The organism is Nostoc edaphicum CCNP1411 (assembly GCF_014023275.1).
GTDB lineage: Bacteria > Cyanobacteriota > Cyanobacteriia > Cyanobacteriales > Nostocaceae > Nostoc > Nostoc edaphicum_A.
This window is the reverse complement of the sequence record NZ_CP054698.1, coordinates 328,123-348,085: the sequence shown is the minus strand read 5'-3', so window position 1 is coordinate 348,085 and position 19,963 is coordinate 328,123. Positions and strand designations below refer to the sequence as shown.

The following is a 19,963-nucleotide window of genomic DNA, read 5'->3' as shown; positions in this document are numbered from 1 at the left end:
AACTCATAGTTTTCTAGCCCTACCAGTTTTCTAGAACCAAGCCCAAGGGAACTCCAAGAAATAAATTATCCAATATTGTGGGGTGGACATCTTGCCACTGGTGTCAACTTAACGCGAAATCGCACGTCCGCCAGTCCGCCAGGGATTGTAAATCCCTGTCTCATAGCTAAAGTCCTCTGAAGAGGACTAAAGAGCGCAAAAATTTTCAGTCTACTTCAGTAGACTTGAGCAATTAGTCAGGGATTTACAATCCCTGGCGGGTGAACTGGCGGGTGAACAACACCCAATCAGTACGCTATTTTTGGCTTAAGTTGACACCAGTGGCATCTTGCCCGCCCAATAAACAAAGGCGGGCGAGACGCCCACCCGACAATAAATAATTGAATATTTTTTATTTGGAAGTCCCCAAATTTACGGTTGAACTCTCATGTTGCAAAAAATTAGTCTCGATCAAAGTTCAAAACTCAAAGTTCAAAACACTTCCCAACAACCCGTTATTTCAGTTTGCCATCTCGATTACTACTTCGGTCGGGGAGAACTCTGCAAGCAAGTCTTGTTTGATATTAATCTCGACATTTATTCGGGAGAGATTGTGATTATGACTGGGCCATCCGGTTCTGGTAAAACCACTTTACTAACACTAATAGGTGGATTGAGATCCGCGCGGGAAGGCAACCTGAAAGTTTTGGGACAGGAAATATCTGGGGCTAGTAAGCGGCAACTGATGCAAGTGCGGCGGCAGATTGGTTATATTTTTCAAGCACACAATTTGTTAACCTTTTTAACAGCAAAGCAGAATGTCCGAATGTCTTTGGAATTACACGATGAGTACCTAAAGCAAGATATGGATCAGCTGGCAACGGATACTCTGAAAAGTGTTGGTTTAGGCGATCGCATCGATTATTATGCAGACAGTCTTTCTGGAGGGCAAAAGCAGCGAGTTGCGATCGCTCGTGCCCTAGTCAGTCGTCCTAAAATTGTTCTTGCCGACGAACCGACTGCTGCTCTCGATAAAAAGTCGGGTCGCGATGTTGTAGATATCATGCAGCGTCTAGCTAAAGAGCAGGGTTGTACCATTTTACTAGTCACCCACGATAATCGAATTCTCGATATTGCCGATCGCATCATCCACATGGAAGATGGACGCTTAGTACAAGAAGTGGGAAAACAAGGAAGTATCTAATTTAGCTAGTGAGAACGTGATTTTTTATTGGCATTAATTTTAGCTATTTGTGAAAGTCTTATGAGTCAAACCGAAGAACCAAAATATTCCGTATTGCAATCTTATGATGATATTGAAATCCGGCAATACGAGCCAAAAATTGTTGCTGAAACAGTCATTCAAACTGAAAGAGATCGAGCAAACAAGGCTGCATTTTCGATTCTTGCCGCTTACATATTTGGTGAAAACACGTCTGTAACCAAAATTGCCATGACTGCGCCTGTCACGCAATCCCAGCCAAGTGAAAAAATCGCCATGACTGCGCCCGTGATTCAACAAGAAGCGGCAGAAAATATCGCCACAAGCGCTTGGGCGGTACAGTTCGTGATGCCCTCAGAATATACGCTAGCAACGCTGCCAAAACCAAAAGACTCTCGCATTACTATCAAAGAAGTTCCCAGCAACAAAGTCGCGGCAATCCGTTTCTCCGGTCTAGCTGAGGATGAACAATTGCAAGAAAACGAAGCCAAATTATCTGCTTTTCTGGCTCGGCAAGGTATCGAGACAAAAGGTAAAGCGATTTATGCTTTTTATGACTCTCCATTCATCTTGCCCGCATTTAGACACAATGAAGTCATGCTCGAATTGAAATAATATCTGCACGTTTTGCTTGTCACTCTTAATAACTAGTAGTCTATGTCATTAGTTCTGAAGGGTTATAAAAGTTTGTAGTAAAGACTTTAGTCCTGGATTTTTAAGCACTTAAGTGCTTACAACAAACCTTGCAAAATTAATGGGACAGACTACTAGATTCTCACTCTTCGCGATCGCATCAAGTCAAATATCTCAGGAGAAAAAATCATGATTGCAACGACTCGCTTAAAAACCACCCAATCGGAGGAAATCTTTGCTGCTGCCCAAAAATTAATGCCAGGAGGAGTTAGTTCCCCCGTGCGGGCTTTCAAATCTGTTGGTGGACAGCCAATCGTGTTCGATCGCGTCCTTGGCGCTTACATCTGGGATGTGGATGGCAATCAATATACCGATTATGTCGGCAGTTGGGGACCAGCTATCTGCGGTCACGCTCATCCTGAAGTCATTGCTGCTCTCCACGATGCCCTGGAAAAAGGAACTAGCTTCGGTGCGCCCTGCTATCTAGAAAATGTACTGGCACAGATGGTAATCGATGCTGTTCCCAGTATCGAGATGGTACGTTTTGTCAACTCCGGCACGGAAGCTTGTATGGCTGTTCTTCGTCTGATGCGAGCTTTTACGGGACGGGAGAAAGCAATCAAGTTTGAAGGCTGCTACCACGGACACGCCGATATGTTTCTCGTTAAGGCTGGCTCTGGTATTGCCACTCTCGGCTTGCCCGATTCTCCTGGTGTGCCCAAATCTGTGACTAGCAACACGCTGACCGCTCCTTTCAACGATTTAGAAGCAGTAAAAGTATTATTCGAGCAAAATCCCAATGAAATTGCTGGTGTAATTCTTGAACCTGTTGTTGGCAATGCAGGTTTTATTCCACCTGATGCGGGTTTCCTTGAAGGTTTGCGAAAACTGACGCAAGAGCATGGAGCGCTGCTGGTATTTGATGAAGTGATGACAGGCTTTCGGATCGCTTACGGTGGAGTGCAGGAGAAATTTGGTGTCATTCCTGACTTAACTACCTTGGGTAAGGTGATCGGTGGCGGTCTGCCAGTCGGCGCTTATGGTGGTCGCCAAGAAATTATGTCGATGGTTGCTCCAGCCGGAAACGTGTATCAAGCCGGAACGCTTTCGGGCAATCCACTGGCAATGACGGCAGGGATTAAGACGTTAGAGTTGTTGCAACGACCTGGAACTTACGAGCATCTCGATCGCATTACGAAGCGACTCACAGAGGGGATGCTGGAGATTGCCAAAGAAACAGGTCATGCCGCCTGCGGTGGTCAGATTAGCGGCATGTTTGGTTTCTTCTTTAACGAAGGCCCGGTTCGCAATTATGAGGATGCTAAAAAGTCTGACTTAAGTAAATTTGCTCGCTTCCATCGCGGTATGTTAGAACATGGAGTTTATTTAGCTCCATCTCAATTTGAAGCCGGATTTACTTCTTTAGCTCATACCGAAGCAGACATCGATCGCACCCTCGAAGCAGCCCGAACAGTCATGTCTCAGTGAACTTCTTGGCATTTGTCGGGGTAAAGGGGAAAAAACTCAAAATCTTTTCCCTTTAACCTTTAACCTTTACCCTTCCCCCCGCCAAGTGAACTTGGCAAACTACTAGGCTAATGGTTTGAGCTTAGATAACTGCTCCTAAAGAGGTCAACGTGGCAGTTGCCGCCTCAGTTAAACCTTTAACTCCGACAATATTCATTTGCTCATAGGGCTTAGTCGCTCTCATGGTTTTTAAGCATTTGCCTGCTCCGATATCCCAAAGTCTAATCGTTTCATCGTCACCGCCACTAACCAAGGTTTGGTTATCTGGACTAAAGGCAACTGACCAAACCAAGCCTGTATGTCCGTGCAAAACTTTCAGGCACTCACCTGTGCAAACGTCCCACAACTTGATTGTCATATCGTGACTCGTGCTAGCCAGTATCTTGCCATCAGGGCTAAAGGCGATCGATTGCAACCAGTTTGTGTCTGCTTGCAAAACTTTGAGGCACTCACCCGTGTGCGGATTCCACAGTCTGATTGTTCGATCTGGACTAGCACTTGCCAAGGTATTACCATCAGGGGCGATCGCAATTGCCCAAATCCAACTCGTGTGTCCTGCCAAGGTTCTGAGGCAGCTACCCGTGTGAATATCCCATAACTTGATCGTTTGATCCCAGGAGCCACTCGCTAATATCTCTCCTTGAGAGATAAAGGCAACTGACCAAACCGCAGCGTTATGTCCCTGTAAGGTTCTTAAGGTTCGACCTGAACGAACGTCCCATAATTTTATAGTACAGTCCTCACTGCCACTGGCGATCGTCTGGCTATCGGGACTAAAGGCAATCGACAAAACTGCTGCACGATGTCCCTGTAAGGTTCTTAAGGTTTTACCTGAAGGGACATCCCATATTTTTAGTGTTTTATCTCCACTACTGCTGACTAGGATATTTCCTTCATGATTAAAGATAACTGAATGAACTGAGTTGGAATGTCCTTTTAACACTTTCAAGCATTCACCAGTTGCGGCATCCCATAACCTTACAGTGCGATCGCGGCTGCTACTAGCAAAAATTTGACCAATGCTTGGTAAGCTAGCACTAACAGGACTAAAGGTAACAGAGAGTATTTGATTGGTATATCCTTGTAGGGTCTTGAGGCATTCACCTGTATCGACACTCCATAGCTTCACGGTTTGATCGTGTCCACCGCTAGCCAAAAGCCTACCTTGGGGACTGAAGGCAACTGCAAAAACCCAACTGAAATGTCCTTGAAGCGTCTTGAGGCATTCACCTGTATCGACACTCCATAGTTTCACAGTTTGATCGTGCCCACCGCTAGCCAAAAGGTCACCTTGCGGGCTGAAGTCCACTGAAAAAACTCGATTTGAATGCCCCAGAAGTGTTTTGAGACATTCACCCGTTTGAGTTTTCCATAGCCTAATAGTTTGATCCTCGCTGCCACTTGCCAGTATTTGACCATCTGGACTGAGGATTATTGACCGTATTCCACTATTATGGTGTTTTTCAAACGTTTGCATACACTGTTCAGTGTTGATATCCCACAATTTAACAGTGCGATCGTCACTACCACTCAACAGTTGAGTATCTCCCCTAAAGACAACAGAGAGTACCCAACTAAGATGTCCCTGGAGTGTTTTGAAGCATTCTCCAGTGCTGCTATTCCATAGCTTCACGGTGCAGTCATCGCTGCCACTTGCTAATGTGCAATTATCTTGGCTAAATGCAACCGACCAAACCTCATTTGTATGCCCTTCTAAGGTGCGAAGGCACTGACCAGTACTAACATCCCATAGCTTTATTGTGTAATCTGTGCTGCCGCTAGCGAGAATCTTACCATCAGGGCTGAACGTCAGTGATGTTACCCAACTTTTATGTCGCGTGCAGATGAAAACTGGTTGCACATCGCTAACTTGGTACAGATGAATTTCTCCATTACTGTCACCTACCGCCAGAAGTTCTCCATCAGGACTAAAGGCTACCGCATGAATAGCACCAAAGGTTTCAGTAAACGTACACCTCACTAGATGGGCGTAAGCAAAATTCGTATTTTGCAAATTTACATCTCGGAGGTCAGCCTGCCAAATACTTAGGCCAGAGAAATCATAGCCTGTTAAATTAGTTTCTAGCTGATTGAGTAAGTTAAGAATATTACCTGCTACATATCCTGGCTCCAAGGGGGATTTCTCTTGCTGTTTGAGTAAGATTTGAGTCAGTTCATATTCCAAGTTTTTTTTGCCTTGCAACAGTGGAATTAATCGGTTAATCACGGCATAAAGAATGAGACGAATTTGAGTCTCTCTGATGTAGTCTTTGGCAGTAGCTTTGATCAGAGCATGGCTTCTAAAAAGCGAAAACTCCTGCTTAACAATCTCCTCACAAACTTGCTCAATCAAGCGACTTGTCACATACTCCATCACGACTGGCTGTAGGGTGAAGTAGGCTGTATCTCGTTCGATGAGCGATCGCCGTCCCAAAGATTCCAGCGTTTCAATTAAATTGAGTTGGGGAAAAGGCGATACTAAATCTTCTCGTAATTTGGAGAGGGTTACTGGCTCCCGATTAATCGCTAGCCAGTACATTACATCTTTTCCCTCATCAGATAAGCGCTCAAATTGCTGCTCTAATAAATCACGAAGATCGCCAAATACGGTGGTTTCCTCTTTTAAAAACTCAGAAATATAACCATCAAATAAATCTTGAATCGTAGTTGCCACAATTTTTAAGGCTAAGGCATTGCCCCCATAGCGTTTGACCAGTGCGTTAAATTGAGTTTCTAAACCCTTGAGCCTCTTACTCTTAAGAATTTCCTCTCCCTCTCCTTCTTTGAGTCCACCCAATCTCAAAGTTCGCACTGGTAAGGCTTCTCCTTCTAGAGAGGCAACCTCTTTAGGTTTTTCTCGCGTTGTGAGTAGCAAGCAACTCTGGTGGTCTGATTTACCTATTCGTTTGAGGAGTTCGCCATACTGCTCATATCCAAGGTTATATTGTCCTGCTCGACTTCCACCACGTAACACAGCGTCTACATTATCGAACACGACCAAGCAGCGCATTTCCTTAAAGTAGTTAAGCAGCAGGGAAATCTTCTCACTAACGCTTTCCGGCAATTCTGCCTCAGTTTCTTGCTCGTCAGACAGAAACTGAATGATGCTACCCAAGAATGTATCAATGGGTGGAGCGTCATACAGCGATCGCCAGACAATACAATCAAATTTGTCCTGCATTAGTTCTGCCAATTTGATTGACAGACTAGTTTTCCCTACCCCACCCATTCCGAGAATGGTCACTAATCGACAGCGATCCTTCAGCAACCACTCATCCAGAGTACTGAGTTCTTCTGTACGTCCGTAAAATGCTAAGACAGAAACAGCTTCCCCCCAATCTTGACGGCAATTGGGGTCTGAGGTCGAATAGTAGCCTTCGCAAAGGCGGCTATCAAAACCAAGAAAGAGAGCCTCAAGTGTTCGCTTGTCAACTCCCTTCCTACGGTTTAAAACTTTTCTAATTGTTAGAGGGTCTAAGTTAGTGCGGTAGCTTAACTCTTCAAGAGTGAATCTCTTGCCAAAATTATCTCGAAACTCAAACTTGTGCCTTGCTTCTTCGAACTTCTGTAAACCAACAGAAGTGAGTATAACTCCGCGCTTACGTCTTAGCATACCCAAATTCCTCTACAGACAAAGATAGATTTAGCACAGAACTTAAGTACTTTTTCACCCAAGATATATTTATGACTGAAGTTTAGACTAAATGGTGAGAAAAAGCTGTACAGTGACTATCAGTGAAATATCAGGATAATTGCACATTTGTCAAGAAGGTGCAGAAAAAGGGAGCAGGGGAGCAGGGGAGCAGGGGAGAGTTCAAATACCAAGTTCTTTCCCCTCTGCCCCTCCGCCCCTCCGCCCCTCTGCTTTATCAAACGCCTGAAGCTTGTGAGAAATACGGGTTATATCCTCAAGCTAGAGTGTACCCGTTGTCAAAATTTGAATTTGGAATTGCTGAACAAAATCCCTCAATACTTTAGAGTTAATAATAAACTCAATTCCAAAGCGCGATCGCAATGACTGATAAAGAACTCAAACATCTACTTGAGAGTAACGCTAAAACAGTCCAAGCTATGCTAGATGAAATGGCGGAAGCACGTCAGGAACGCCAAGAACTCCGAGAAGGAATGCTCCAAATCCAGAATGCAGTAGCACAATTAACCAACATACAAGAGAGAATAACCAATTTACTAGTTTCTCTCGATGGCGATCGCCCCACAATTCTCAAAAAACTCTCAGCACTGGAAACTAAACTCGATCAGTTATTGCAGCAAAACCCAACGGACGAGTTAGGGTAAACGTTCATAATAATGCCTAGACGTGTTGAAACAACATTTATTTTCCTTAAACAGTCGATAATGTAAATAAATGTAAAAAATCCTCAGGCAGGATAGAAGCATCTATGCGTGTAATTTTGATGACCGGTAAAGGCGGCGTGGGCAAAACTTCCGTCGCTGCTGCAACTGGACTCCGTTGTGCGGAACTAGGCTATCAGACATTGGTTTTAAGTACAGATCCTGCTCACTCCCTAGCAGACAGTTTTGACATGGAACTGGGACATGCACCCCAAAAAATTCGCCCAAATCTGTGGGGTGCGGAACTGGATGCGCTACAAGAACTGGAGGGAAACTGGGGTGCTGTGAAACGTTATATTACCCAAGTTTTACAAGCAAGGGGATTAGATGGCGTACAGGCGGAAGAATTGGCTATTCTACCAGGCATGGATGAGATTTTTGGCTTGGTAAGGATGAAACGCCATTACGATGAAGGTGAGTTTGATGTCTTAATTATCGACTCGGCCCCCACCGGCACAGCACTGCGTTTGCTAAGTTTGCCTGAAGTCGGTGGCTGGTATATGCGCCGTTTTTACAAACCATTTCAAAACATCTCGGTAGCACTTCGACCTCTGGTGGAACCTTTGTTTAGACCAATTGCCGGTTTTTCGCTACCCGATAAAGAGGTAATGGATGCACCCTATGAGTTTTACGAACAAATTGAAGCTCTGGAAAAAGTACTAACAGATAATACTCAAACCTCAGTGCGTCTTGTCACTAATCCTGAAAAGATGGTGATTAAAGAGTCTCTCCGTGCCCATGCCTATCTGAGTTTATATAATGTTGCAACAGATTTAGTAGTGGCTAATCGGATTATTCCAAGTGAAGTCCAAGATCCATTTTTCCAACGTTGGAAGGAAAGTCAGGAACAATATCGCCGGGAAATTCATGATGATTTTCACCCTCTACCTGTGAAAGAAGTTCCTTTATTTTCCGAGGAGATGTGCGGTTTAGCTTCTTTAGAACGCCTGAAGGAAACCCTTTACAAAGATGAAGATCCAACTCAGGTTTATTACAAAGAAACAACTCTTAGAGTTGTGCAAGAGGAAAACCAATACAGCTTAGAACTTTACTTACCTGGTATTCCTAAAGACCAAGTTCAATTAAGTAAAACGGGAGACGAATTAAACATTACAATTGGCAACCACCGTCGTAATTTAGTTTTGCCACAAGCCTTAGCAGCACTACAACCAGCAGGGGCAAAGATGGAAAACGATTATCTAAAAATCCGCTTTGCTGACAACGCAAAAACTTAATTTTGTTGGGCGTTTTTCTGTCAGCAAAACATTACAAATAAACAGCAATAATCATTTATCGCAAGTGCAACAGACGCAATTTTATTAGCGTCTGTTTTTATAATTTTTGGTGAATTTGCATAAAAAGCAAATAAATATTTTTATTAGTAATTTGCCGTAGTTTTACTGAAGACAAATTGATGAAATAAATTTGAAAATGTCATTAGATTTAATTATCTCTGTTTTGTAAATTATTAATTGAATATATTATAAGCAATGACCTCTAACATTGAACAACATTTGCCCTTATGTCGCCATGAAGAAAGTTTACTACGTCGCATTACAAACCGTATCCGACGTAGCTTAGAGTTGGAAGAAATTATCACAGTGACAACGGCAGAGGTGCGATCGCTATTAAAAACTGACCGAGTGATGATTTACAAATTTCATCCCGATGATAGTGGTCAAGTGATTGCTGAGTCAATTTACGAAAATCGGTTGCCATCATTACTAGGACTAAATTTTCCTGCTGACGATATTCCCCTCAGCGCCCGTGAACTATTTATCAAATCACGGATGTGTTCTGTTGTAAATCTTGATACTCAAGAAATTGGTCAAATTCATCTGCGTGACTTGGAAAATGGAGAAACAATATCAGAGGAAATCTGTTACCGCCCTGTAGATTCCTGCCATATTGAATATTTGACGGCAATGGGGGTAAAGTCTTCTGTAGTAGCGCCTATTCTCTATCAAGATGAACTTTGGGGGCTGCTGGTGTCTCATAATTCCCAAGCGCATTTGATTTCAGAATATGAACTAGAAGCAGTACAGACGGTAGTTGATCAACTGTCAGTAGCGATCGCTCAAAGTACCCTTCTTGCTCAAGTCCGCAAAACAGCCGAACGGGAAGCGATCGTTAACCGCATTGCGACTCTACTACATTCACTGCCGACGATTGTATTACAACCAGCCTTAGAAGCGGCTGTTGCTGCCTTTAATGGTGTTGGTGGCAGGCTTTGTATTAGAAATGCAGCTTTTGATTTCCACAGTGGCAACATCACTAGCTTGACAGAATGCTTAATACCAGGAAATACCTGTATTAAGCTTTATATCTGTGGAGAACAACCTGTGATGCCAGAACAAACTATATATCCACTCATAGAGCAGTATAGTGTCTGGCAAGAACACTATAAGTCTAGTAACTACGATGTTTGGGCAATTTCAGATATATATAACACTTCTGACTTGCGAAGTTTGCAAGTTGCTTTTCAACCAACTAAAATTCGCAGCATATTGACAATTCCACTCCAGTATCGTCAGCAGTTACTAGGTTACTTAAGTATTTTCCGCAACGAAGTAGATATAGAAACTTTATGGGCGGGGCAGTATGAGTGCGATCGCAGGCAACTTTACCCCCGGCGATCTTTTGAGGCTTGGCGCGAATCTAAAAAAGCACAAGCTCAAAAATGGACGGTTGAAGACATTGAACTGGCTAGAAACCTCGGTAAACACTTTGCTTCAGCAGTTCAGCAGTATGAACTACACCAACAAGTACAAGTCTTCAATGAAAATTTAGAAAAACAAGTTAAAAGACGCACAGTTGAGTTACAACGGACATCTGAACAAGAACAGGCTGTGTTTAAAGTTATTGCCGAAATTCGGGAATCTCTGGACACAAATACGATTTTTCAAACCACAACTAAAGAAGTTTGTCAATTAATCAAAGCCGATCGCGTTTCTGTTTATCGTTTCGATTCTAGTTGGGGTGGTGAATTTGTTGGGGACTTCGAGGCTGCTAGTCCATACTGGTCGAATGAGTCTGAACTAGGTATTAATACAATTTGGAATGACACCTACTTACAAGACACACAGGGAGGACGTTACCGCAACAATGAAACATTTGCAGTCGATGACATTTATAGTATGGGGTTTACTCAGTGTCATATCGACAATCTAGAGCAGTTTCAAATTCACGCTTTTGTGCTTGCTCCGATTTTTATTGGGCAAAAACTTTGGGGTTTGCTGGCAACTTATCAACACACCGGCCCTCGGCAATGGAAAGCTTCTGAAGTTAACTTTCTCAGTCAGATTGCTGCCCAAATGGGAGTAGCACTCCAGCAAGCTGAATTACTCACTCAGACACGACAACAAACGTTAGATTTGCAACAAGCAGCAGAACAACAACGGGTATTGTTTGAAGTTGTGGCGAAAGTTAGGGAATCTCTTGATCTAGATGCGATTTTTCAGACAACCACCCAAGAAATTTGTAAATCACTACAAGCTGATCGAGTTGCAGTCTACCGCTTCCAGCCTGATTGGAGTGGTGAATATATCGCCGAGTTTGTGGGCAATGGCTGGTTAAAGCTAGTAAGTGACCATATCAAAACAATTTGGCAAGATAGCTATTTGCAAGAAACCCAAGGTGGGCGATATCGTCACAATGAAACTTTTGTAGTTGATGACATCTATGAAGCTGGCCACTCTCAATGCCACGTTGCAATTTTAGAGCAAATTCAAGCAAGGGCTTATGCGATCGCACCTATATTTATTGGGCAACAGCTATGGGGCTTGTTAGCAGCATATCAAAATTCTGCACCGCGCCATTGGGAAGCTTCGGAAATTAAGTTTATTACTCAAATTGCCAATCAGCTTGGGGTTGCGCTCCAACAAGCCCAATTACATAATCAAACCAAAGAGCAGACCCAAAAGTTAGCTCAAGCTTTGCATGATTTAAAGCAAACTCAAACCCAACTGATTCAAACTGAGAAAATGTCCTCACTTGGTCAACTGGTAGCTGGTGTTGCCCACGAGATTAATAACCCCGTCAACTTCATTTATGGCAACATCAATCATGTCAATGATTACGCCCAAGATTTACTCAGTATACTAGACCTTTATTTGCAAAATGCCCCTAACCCCAGCCCTGAGATTCGCGATCGCGCCTTCGAGATCGACTTAGAATTTATCATGGAGGATTTGCCCAAAACTCTATCTTCTATGAAAGTTGGCATTGATCGTATCCGGCAGATTGTCTTGGGTTTAAGGAATTTCTCTCGCCTCGATCAGGCAGAAAAGAAGCCAGTTGATATTCATGAGGGCATTGATAGCACCTTGCTAATTTTGCAGCATCGCTTGAAAGCAAAACCGGAAAGTCCGGCGATTAAATTAGTCAAAGAATACAGCGACCTTCCCTTGGTAGAATGCTATGCCGGGCCACTGAATCAAGTATTTATGAATGTTTTAAGCAATGCGATCGATGCTCTAGAAGATTACAAGGAATCTCAATCACAACCTCATAGCAGTGAAATTACCATCAGTACTGCTCTTGGAGAACTTGAAGGCAATGTCAAGAGTGTAGTAATTCGCATTGCAGACAATGGCTCAGGAATACCCGAAGCTTTGAAGGCAAGAATCTGCGACCCATTTTTTACTACTAAGCCAGTGGGAAAAGGCACTGGCTTGGGGTTGTCAATTAGTTACCAGATTGTCGTAGATAAACACGGTGGTGTGTTTAAATGTGATTCTCAGCCGGGGTTAGGAACAGAATTTTGGATTGAAATTCCGATTAGACAAATCACCAAATCGCACCATCAACTCCCGTAGGTTGCAATACTTTTCGGATAAGCCTAACAATCTCATCTTTTGGTCTGGGAAAAGGTTAAAGGGTAAGGGGAAAGGTGAATTCAAACCTTTTCTCTTACCTTTAAGGGACTTCCAAATAAAAAAATACTCAACTACTTCTTGTGGGGTGGGCGTCTCGCCATTGGTGTCAACTTAACGCGAAACCGCACGTCCGCAGCACGTCCGCCAGGGATTGTAAATCCCTGTCTCATAGCTAAAGTCCTCTGAAGAAGACTTTAGAGCGCAAAAATTTTCAGTCTACTTCAGTAGACTTGAGCAATTAGTCAGGGATTTACAATCCCTGGCTGGCTGGCGGGTGAACAACACCCAATCAGTACGCTATTTTTGGCAAAAGTAGACACCAGTGGCTTTTCGGCCCACCCCACAAGATTGGGTAATTTATTTTTTGGAAGTCCCTAACCGAAAAGTATTGCCCTAGGTTGGGGAGCCACCGCCGTGGATGGGTTAGGCGATTAAGTTAAAACCTTGACATTAACATTAATGTCAAGGTTTAGCGTGAGAGAGTCCTTGTTAATTCACCTCTCATGCTCTACCCCCAACGTTTCGGCCAATTCACCAGAGAACACGCAGATACCGTAGCAGCCCTTTTGTGTGGCTTATTGCTATTTTTCGGATGGTTCGCCTTACATCTCGGATGGTTGGGATTGGCGTTCCTGCTGCTACCTGCTGCTTATGTAATTGGTGGTTACGAAAGTGCGCGAGAAGGATTAACTACTCTCTTCAAAGAAAAAGAACTCGATGTAGATTTGCTGATGATTGTGGCAGCGATTGGTGCTGCTAGTCTCGGCTTATGGCGAAGAGAATATCATCTAATTATTGATGGAGCAATTTTGATTCTCATCTTTGCCATCAGTGGCGCACTAGAAGGCTATGCTATGCAGCGCACTGAGCGGAGTATCCGCAGTTTGATGAGTCTGACACCAGATACAGCAAGGGTTTTGCATCAGGGCAGGGAAGAGGAAGTTGCTATCAGTCAGTTAAAAGTGGGTGATGAGATTGTCGTCAAACCCGGAGAGCTAATTCCTACTGATGGAATAATTTTATCTGGTTACAGCACCCTCAATCAAGCTGCAATTACAGGCGAGTCTTTACCTGTAGAGAAAACAGTAGGCGAAGAAGTATTTGCCGGCACACTCAACGGCTATGGTGCATTGCAAATTAAGGTACACAAACCAGCCCAAAGCAGTTTGATTCAGCGTGTGATTCGCCTAGTAGAACAAGCGCAGACAGAAGCACCACCTTCCCAAGAGTTTATCGATCGCTTTGAGAAAGGATATGCCAAAGTCATTGTAGTAGCCGGGATATTACTGGCAACTTTACCGCCATTTCTCTGGGGTTGGGATTGGGAAACAACAATTTATCGCGCTCTTACCTTCCTAGTGGTGGCTTCTCCCTGTGCGCTGATGGCTGCAATTATGCCCACCCTACTTTCAGGAATTGCCAATGGTGCAAGACAGGGGATTTTGTTTAAAAATGGGGCGCAGTTGGAGAAGATTGGCAAAGTCCGAGCGATCGCATTTGATAAAACTGGTACTCTAACAACAGGGCAGGTGCAGGTATTTCAGGTAATTTCAGTTAGTAAATACACTAAATATGATGTTCTAAAAGTGGCTGCTAGTGTCGAATCATCTTCCGAACATCCCATCGGTAAGGCAATTGTACAAGCGGCTGGTGATTTAGATTGGGTTGGTGCAATCCAAGTGCAAGCTATACCTGGACAGGGAATTGTGGGAATTGCCCAAGAAGAACAGGTAATTGTGGGGAACGCCGTTTTTGTCCAACAGTATGTGACAAATTTACCTGAAGAATTGCGAGAAATAGTTCAATCTTGGGAACAAGAAGGTAAAACTGTGGTTTGGGTAGCACAGGGAAACAGAGAAGCAGAGGTGATTGGTGTAATTGCGATCGCAGATCAAGTAAGATCGCAAGCAGCTGCAACTATTACCCGGTTAAAGAAATTGGGAGTTGAACAAATTGTCATGTTAACCGGGGATAATCAGGAAACTGCTCACAGTGTCGCCAAAGCAGTAGGAATTGATCGGGTATATGCTCAACTTTTACCAGAAGATAAGCTCGATGTTATCCGCCGTCTACAGCAACAATATCAAACTGTGGCAATGGTAGGTGATGGAATCAATGATGCACCAGCTTTAGCCCAAGCATCTGTAGGTATAGCGATGGGAGTATCTGGTAGTGATGTGGCATTGGAAACCGCAGATATAGTGCTGATGGCAGACAGGTTAGAAAAAATTGCTGTAGCGATACATTTAGGTAGGCGATCGCAACTCATAGTAAAACAAAATGTAGTCGTAGCGTTGGGTTTTATTATGTTGCTTTTAGTCGGCAACTTTCTGGGAAATATTAACCTACCCATCGGTGTCATTGGCCATGAAGGTTCTACAGTATTAGTTACCCTCAGTGGTCTGAGATTGCTGAGGTAAAATTAATTTTGATGGGCTGCAAGATCCCCGACTTCTTGAAGAAGTTGGGGATCTGACCACCGCTAACACCTCAGAACTAATGCGATGAACCAGTAGTAGAGTAGGGTAATGGCTTTTGCTGACTGATAAGTGCGATCGCTATTTTCAACCAATCAATATAAGTCTGTTCTCTTCGGATTACCAACTCCAGCACAAGCCTTTGCATCACCTGCTCACGGTTGGCAGACTCATCACTGAGTAATGGTAAATCGATGGTTTCACATTCAGCAAGTTTTTTGCTTCGAGCCGCCAATTGTTGTTCCAGTAGATGAATAATGGTTTCATTTGACAACTGATCTGCAAAATGCAACTGGACTAGCATTGGCTCTCGTAAAGTCGGCAAGGGCTGATGAATCCCAAGCCATTGGGCGAATTCGGCTTTACCAGGTTCCGTCACACTGTAGACTTTGCGGTTGGGGCGATCGTGCTGAATCTCAATCGTACAGGTAATCCAGCCTTGCTCAACTAGCTTATCGAGAGTTCTGTAAATTTGTGCCTGGTCTGCTGGCCACAAATGGGCAATGCATTGATCAAAGCAGCTCGTTTTGAGGTCGTAGCCCGTCATTTCTTGCTGCTGAAGAAGACCTAGAATTACGTATGCTAGAGACATTAAGACGGTTTTCCCATAATTGATATTTTCTCGATAGGTTCTACACTATGTACTTCTTATAAGTTTATGCTAATATATGATTAATCAGATATAAGATATAACGACTATAAAAAAATATGTTGATCGTAATGCTTCTTAGCAAGGAAACCAAATATATAAACTGAGGTTGGGTAGATGGCAAATGGTGCTGTTTGCACAAGACAGTGAGAAAGTTAGCGATGTATCTTGAGTGCTGCTCTTGTTGGTTCAGCCTCTCGTAAAGAAGAGAAAGCAAGCAGAAGTTATGATAAGAGCTGCAAGTCTTCTAGCGAGTGTCTACGCCACTATTGGAGATGCTACTCATCGCTAGCGTATCACTTCACGAAGTAATTGTTCGGTATAGTCTACTCGCGATTAATACTGACGCAGAAATTATTTAAGCCATCAAAGACTATTGTAACGAGAGGATGGGTAACATTGACTTCTAACACACTTTCACAAAGAATACGTCAACATCAATATCTGCGTGATTTACGAAACAAATTACTCTACCTTCACAAGATGTTGCTAGAGACAGAACGTATTGCCTACGAACAGGTTAGTGGACGAGTATCAAACGGAGAACTTCTTCAGCTCGTCATTGCTCATGAACAATTTGCTTGGCTACATCGTATTTCTGAAGTGGTTGTGCAAGTTGATGAAATGCTCGAAGCAGATGAACCGATATCGCTGGACGATTTCCAAAAGTTGATTACTGATGTCCGCACACTGATTGTACCGTTAGAGACAGGCAATACCTTCGAGAGAAAGTATTACAATGCTCTCCAGCGCGAACCTGCGGCTGTATTAGCACATGCGGAGATATCCAGATTTCTCACGTCTAAGGTGTGAAGGTAAGGCATTTCCATCAAATTATGACTTAACCTAAAGAGTGCTGAGTAAAAAAGTAAAAATCATACTCAGCACTCAGCACTCAGCACGGGCTAAACGCCCCGCTACCGCTAACAGCACTCATGAACCAACTGCCACCAAAGGCTGAGATATTTCAGCTTTGTGCCATACAGATTGCCCTGTCAGCAGTTCTACAACATCCATCCCATTCCCAATTACACCTGGTACACTCGGATACCCAGCACTTGCCCCTACTAAAAACAGGTTAGATAATTCTGTAGTATATCCCAGACGATTTAAACCAACCTGTTTAGGTATTAATTTCGCGCCGTAAATATTACCCTGCGGTTGTCCCAGATAAAATTCGCTGGTGGTAGGTGTGCCGTAAACTTTCATCCGGGCGTAGTTGTCTACATCTGGAATTAACTCTCGTACACTTGTCATAATCTGCTGATAAACTTCCCGCTTTTTGACTTTATACTCTTTTGGATCAGTTTTGTGTAGATGTTCAAATGGTTCATAAGAACAGACAGTAGCAATCTCTAAAACGTGATGTCCCTCTGGCCCCACCCCTGGTTCACTGGATTTCATTGTCGGACAAGAGAGGAAAATCCACGGATGACTGAAGTCACCTGCCAATTGTCGTTGATATTCTCTGTTTAGGTCGCCTGTGGGATAATACCAAATATTCCAGTTACCGATGCCGTAGCGTTGGGGATCGAAGCGACTATCTAAACCCAGGTAAATATTGAAAGCACTGGCTGAGTATTCGTAACTAGTGAGACGTTGATGCTCTTTTTGACTCAATGCTTGAGAATCATGCATCAACTTCACTGTTAATTTCGGGTCGAGGTCGCTAATATAAGCTTTGCTGGCGCGATAGCTGATACCATCGGCAAGGATGCTATGAACAGCGTGGTTACTAACTTGAATATGGCTTACCGGGGTTAAGTATTTGATGACACCTCCACCTGCGGTAATTACATCTGCAATGGTGTTAACAAAGTGTTTAAAGTGATGTTTTGGATAATAAGCACCTTCTGAGTAGTCCCAAACAAGGGAAGTGTGCGTGAGTAGGGCAATTTCTTGGGGTGGTAGTGCATAGTCGCCACTTTGTCCCGCCAGTACTGCTTGCAGTTTAGGCGATAACCCGACATGGTTATACAAATCTTGTAGAGTCCAACTCCGCTTCCAAAATAAATTCAAATATTTTGGTAACTTCAACCAGTCAGACAACTTATGATCAAACCAGTGTACCTCGTGCACTAGGTTGCGAATTTCTTGGTGGAGTTGCTGAACTTCATTGCAGTAACGGTTAATAGCACTAGCTTCTTCGGGAAATGTGGAGAGTAAACGCGATCGCAAATTCTCCCATCCCAAGGGAATTTTAAAATCTGCCTCTGGTGTGATGACTCGATCGATGCAGTCAGGATCGAGGCTATTAAAGGGTATATCTTGGTGAATATAGTCAAGAAATTGGGCTATAGTCTGACCAGAACCACATTGAGAGATGTAATGCACATCAGCACAAAAACTATATTCCCCATAATCAAAGGTGTGACAACATCCACCAGGTAAATAATGTTGTTCTAAAACTGCTACCCGATAACCTTGTCGAGTTAAACAGGCTGCGGCTGAAAGTCCGCCTAGTCCGGCTCCCAGAATTACATAATCGAAGATTTCCATATCAGTCTCCTTTGGCAATCTTGATTTCTCTTGATTTCGGTGTTATGGATTTATTTCACCATTTTTTTACTAGTAAAAAGACCAAATTACTCAGCGGTTCTTTACCTAGCTTTGTAGTTTTCAGTAAATGAAAATCAGATAGAAGAAACATTCATAGAAGGTGTAAGGTTTTTTATCGTTGATAGTAGTCACTGCACCATCACCGAATATTTTGATATTTAGCTGCGGTAAATGTTCGCTAAATAACTAGCTAACATTTAGATGCCCTGAAGAATGTTGAACAAAAGGCAAGGAGCAGTTGAACTGTTCACTGATTTAAAGTAACCACAAAATTTAGCTGCAATAACCGTGAAAACTTGCAGATTAGTAGGCGATAATTTAAGAGTCTGAGCTTTTTTCTTTATCCTTTATGTATTCAGATTATCGAAACTATAAAAAAATGTTTGACAACATTTGCTTTTCTTCATAAAAACTGACTTAAATTATGAATTAGCTAAAACTATACAGGAGAGCAGAGAGGCAGGGGAGCAGAGGAATAAGGGACTTCCAACTAAAAAAATATCCCATCGCTTTGGCAAGCAGGGGAAGCAGGGGAGGAAGAATCTAATGATCATCTTCGCTCCAAAATTGAATAATTTAATTTCTGGAAGTCTCTAATAACTCCTAACTCCTAACTCCTAAGTAATTATTAATGACTAATGATCCATTTACACCACTTATAGGACAACAGCAAGGTATAGAATTACTGACTCAGGCTGTTAGACAAAACCGGGTTGCTCCAGCCTACCTATTTGTGGGGCCAGATGGTGTAGGAAGAAGTTTAGCAGCCCGATGCTTTGTGGAATTGCTATTTTCTAGTGGAATGGGAGTCACTGCGTCTTTACAAAACCGTTTGCGCCAGGGGAACCATCCAGCTTTGTTGTGGGTGCAACCAACGTACCAACACCAGGGACAACGATTAACAGCAGCAGAAGCAGCCGAGAAAGGACTGAAGCGTAAAGCGCCACCTGTAATTCGGCTAGAGCAAATTCGGGAAATTACTGAGTTTTTAGGTCGTCCGCCTTTGGAAGCGCCGAGGAATGTAGTAGTGCTGGAGGAAGCTCAAACAATGGCAGAAGCCGCAGCGAATGCTTTACTCAAAACCTTGGAAGAACCGGGACAGGCGACATTAATTTTAATTGCACCTACACCTGAGTCTGTGTTGCCGACTTTAGTTTCACGGTGTCAACGCATTCCTTTTTATCGTTTAGATGCACAGTCTTTAGCTGTTGTACTTACGCAAACAGGTCATCAAGAAATTTTGCAAAATCAGGCAGTTTTGAGCATAGCATCTGGTAGTGCCGGAACTGCGATCGCATCTTATGAGCAATTACAAACTATTCCCCCGGAATTACTCGAAGATTTGAAAAAAGCGCCTAAATCTTACCGTAACGCCTTGGAGTTAGCCAAGAAAATTGATCAGGATTTAGATACAGAAGCACAATTGTGGTTAGTTGATTATCTTCAGCAGTTTTACTGGCAACAGTGGCATCAATCTAGTATTATAAATCAGCTAGAACAAGCTCGTAAATACTTACTTGTTTACGCTCAACCAAGGCTAGTTTGGGAATGTCTGCTTTTATCTGTGTATCAAAAATCTGATTCTATTTATACTACTCTTCGCTGAGTGCGATGCCGACAGTGGACACGGCTGGCGGAAAAACTGGAATTGTAAGCCGCCGCCGGATGAAGAGATAGCCAGTAAATC

At 43.2% G+C, this 19,963-nt stretch carries 12 protein-coding genes; 9 read left to right on the top strand and 3 right to left on the bottom strand.

All coding sequences use genetic code 11. From position 1 onward, the window contains the following. Positions 1–427: 427 nt before the first annotated feature. The 3 genes from HUN01_RS04230 (at position 428) to hemL (ending at position 3,322) form a co-directional block, all read left to right on the top strand. On the top strand, positions 428–1,183 hold the full coding sequence (locus tag HUN01_RS04230) for a DevA family ABC transporter ATP-binding protein (protein WP_181930223.1): 756 nt from the start codon (positions 428–430) through the stop codon (positions 1,181–1,183). Positions 1,184–1,243: 60 nt separating this feature from the next. Next, the gene (locus HUN01_RS04225) at positions 1,244–1,816 is read left to right on the top strand and encodes an SOUL family heme-binding protein (protein ID WP_181930222.1); all 573 of its coding nucleotides are present in this window, start codon (positions 1,244–1,246) and stop codon (positions 1,814–1,816) included. A 207-nt stretch (positions 1,817–2,023) separates the two neighbouring features. Further along, positions 2,024–3,322, top strand: coding sequence for a glutamate-1-semialdehyde 2,1-aminomutase (hemL, locus tag HUN01_RS04220; protein WP_420832768.1), 1,299 nt, complete (start codon positions 2,024–2,026; stop codon positions 3,320–3,322). Positions 3,323–3,443: 121 nt separating this feature from the next. Here hemL and HUN01_RS04215 read toward each other — a convergent pair whose 3' ends face one another. After that, on the bottom strand, positions 3,444–6,974 hold the full coding sequence (locus HUN01_RS04215) for a WD40 domain-containing protein (protein WP_181930221.1): 3,531 nt from the start codon (positions 6,972–6,974) through the stop codon (positions 3,444–3,446). A gap of 401 nt (positions 6,975–7,375) precedes the next feature. Between HUN01_RS04215 and HUN01_RS04210 the strand changes: the two genes are divergently transcribed. The 4 genes from HUN01_RS04210 to HUN01_RS04195 all read left to right on the top strand — a co-directional run bounded on the left by HUN01_RS04210 (position 7,376) and on the right by HUN01_RS04195 (position 15,011). Next, positions 7,376–7,657: a hypothetical protein gene (locus tag HUN01_RS04210; RefSeq protein WP_181930220.1), complete on the top strand. Its 282-nt coding sequence runs from the start codon at positions 7,376–7,378 to the stop codon at positions 7,655–7,657. A 104-nt stretch (positions 7,658–7,761) separates the two neighbouring features. Further along, positions 7,762–8,949, top strand: coding sequence for a TRC40/GET3/ArsA family transport-energizing ATPase (locus HUN01_RS04205; RefSeq protein WP_181930219.1), 1,188 nt, complete (start codon positions 7,762–7,764; stop codon positions 8,947–8,949). Positions 8,950–9,204: 255 nt separating this feature from the next. After that, positions 9,205–12,531, top strand: a complete 3,327-nt coding sequence (locus HUN01_RS04200) for a GAF domain-containing protein (RefSeq protein ID WP_181930218.1) — start codon at positions 9,205–9,207, stop codon at positions 12,529–12,531. Between the two features lie 563 nt (positions 12,532–13,094). Then, entirely contained in the window at positions 13,095–15,011 is a 1,917-nt protein-coding gene (locus tag HUN01_RS04195) for a heavy metal translocating P-type ATPase (RefSeq protein ID WP_181930217.1), read from the top strand. Between the two features lie 76 nt (positions 15,012–15,087). On the opposite strand, the gene HUN01_RS04190 is transcribed toward HUN01_RS04195, so the two are convergent. Beyond that, on the bottom strand, positions 15,088–15,660 hold the full coding sequence (locus HUN01_RS04190) for a PadR family transcriptional regulator (protein ID WP_181930216.1): 573 nt from the start codon (positions 15,658–15,660) through the stop codon (positions 15,088–15,090). A 456-nt stretch (positions 15,661–16,116) separates the two neighbouring features. Here HUN01_RS04190 and HUN01_RS04185 point away from each other — a divergent pair, with 456 nt between their 5' ends. Further along, positions 16,117–16,530: a hypothetical protein gene (locus HUN01_RS04185; RefSeq protein WP_181930215.1), complete on the top strand. Its 414-nt coding sequence runs from the start codon at positions 16,117–16,119 to the stop codon at positions 16,528–16,530. Between the two features lie 120 nt (positions 16,531–16,650). On the opposite strand, the gene HUN01_RS04180 is transcribed toward HUN01_RS04185, so the two are convergent. Then, entirely contained in the window at positions 16,651–18,216 is a 1,566-nt protein-coding gene (locus HUN01_RS04180; protein ID WP_181930214.1) for a phytoene desaturase family protein, read from the bottom strand. Positions 18,217–18,907: 691 nt separating this feature from the next. Here HUN01_RS04180 and HUN01_RS04175 point away from each other — a divergent pair. Further along, on the top strand, positions 18,908–19,882 hold the full coding sequence (locus HUN01_RS04175; RefSeq protein ID WP_181930213.1) for a DNA polymerase III subunit delta': 975 nt from the start codon (positions 18,908–18,910) through the stop codon (positions 19,880–19,882). The last annotated feature ends 81 nt before the right edge of the window (positions 19,883–19,963 follow it).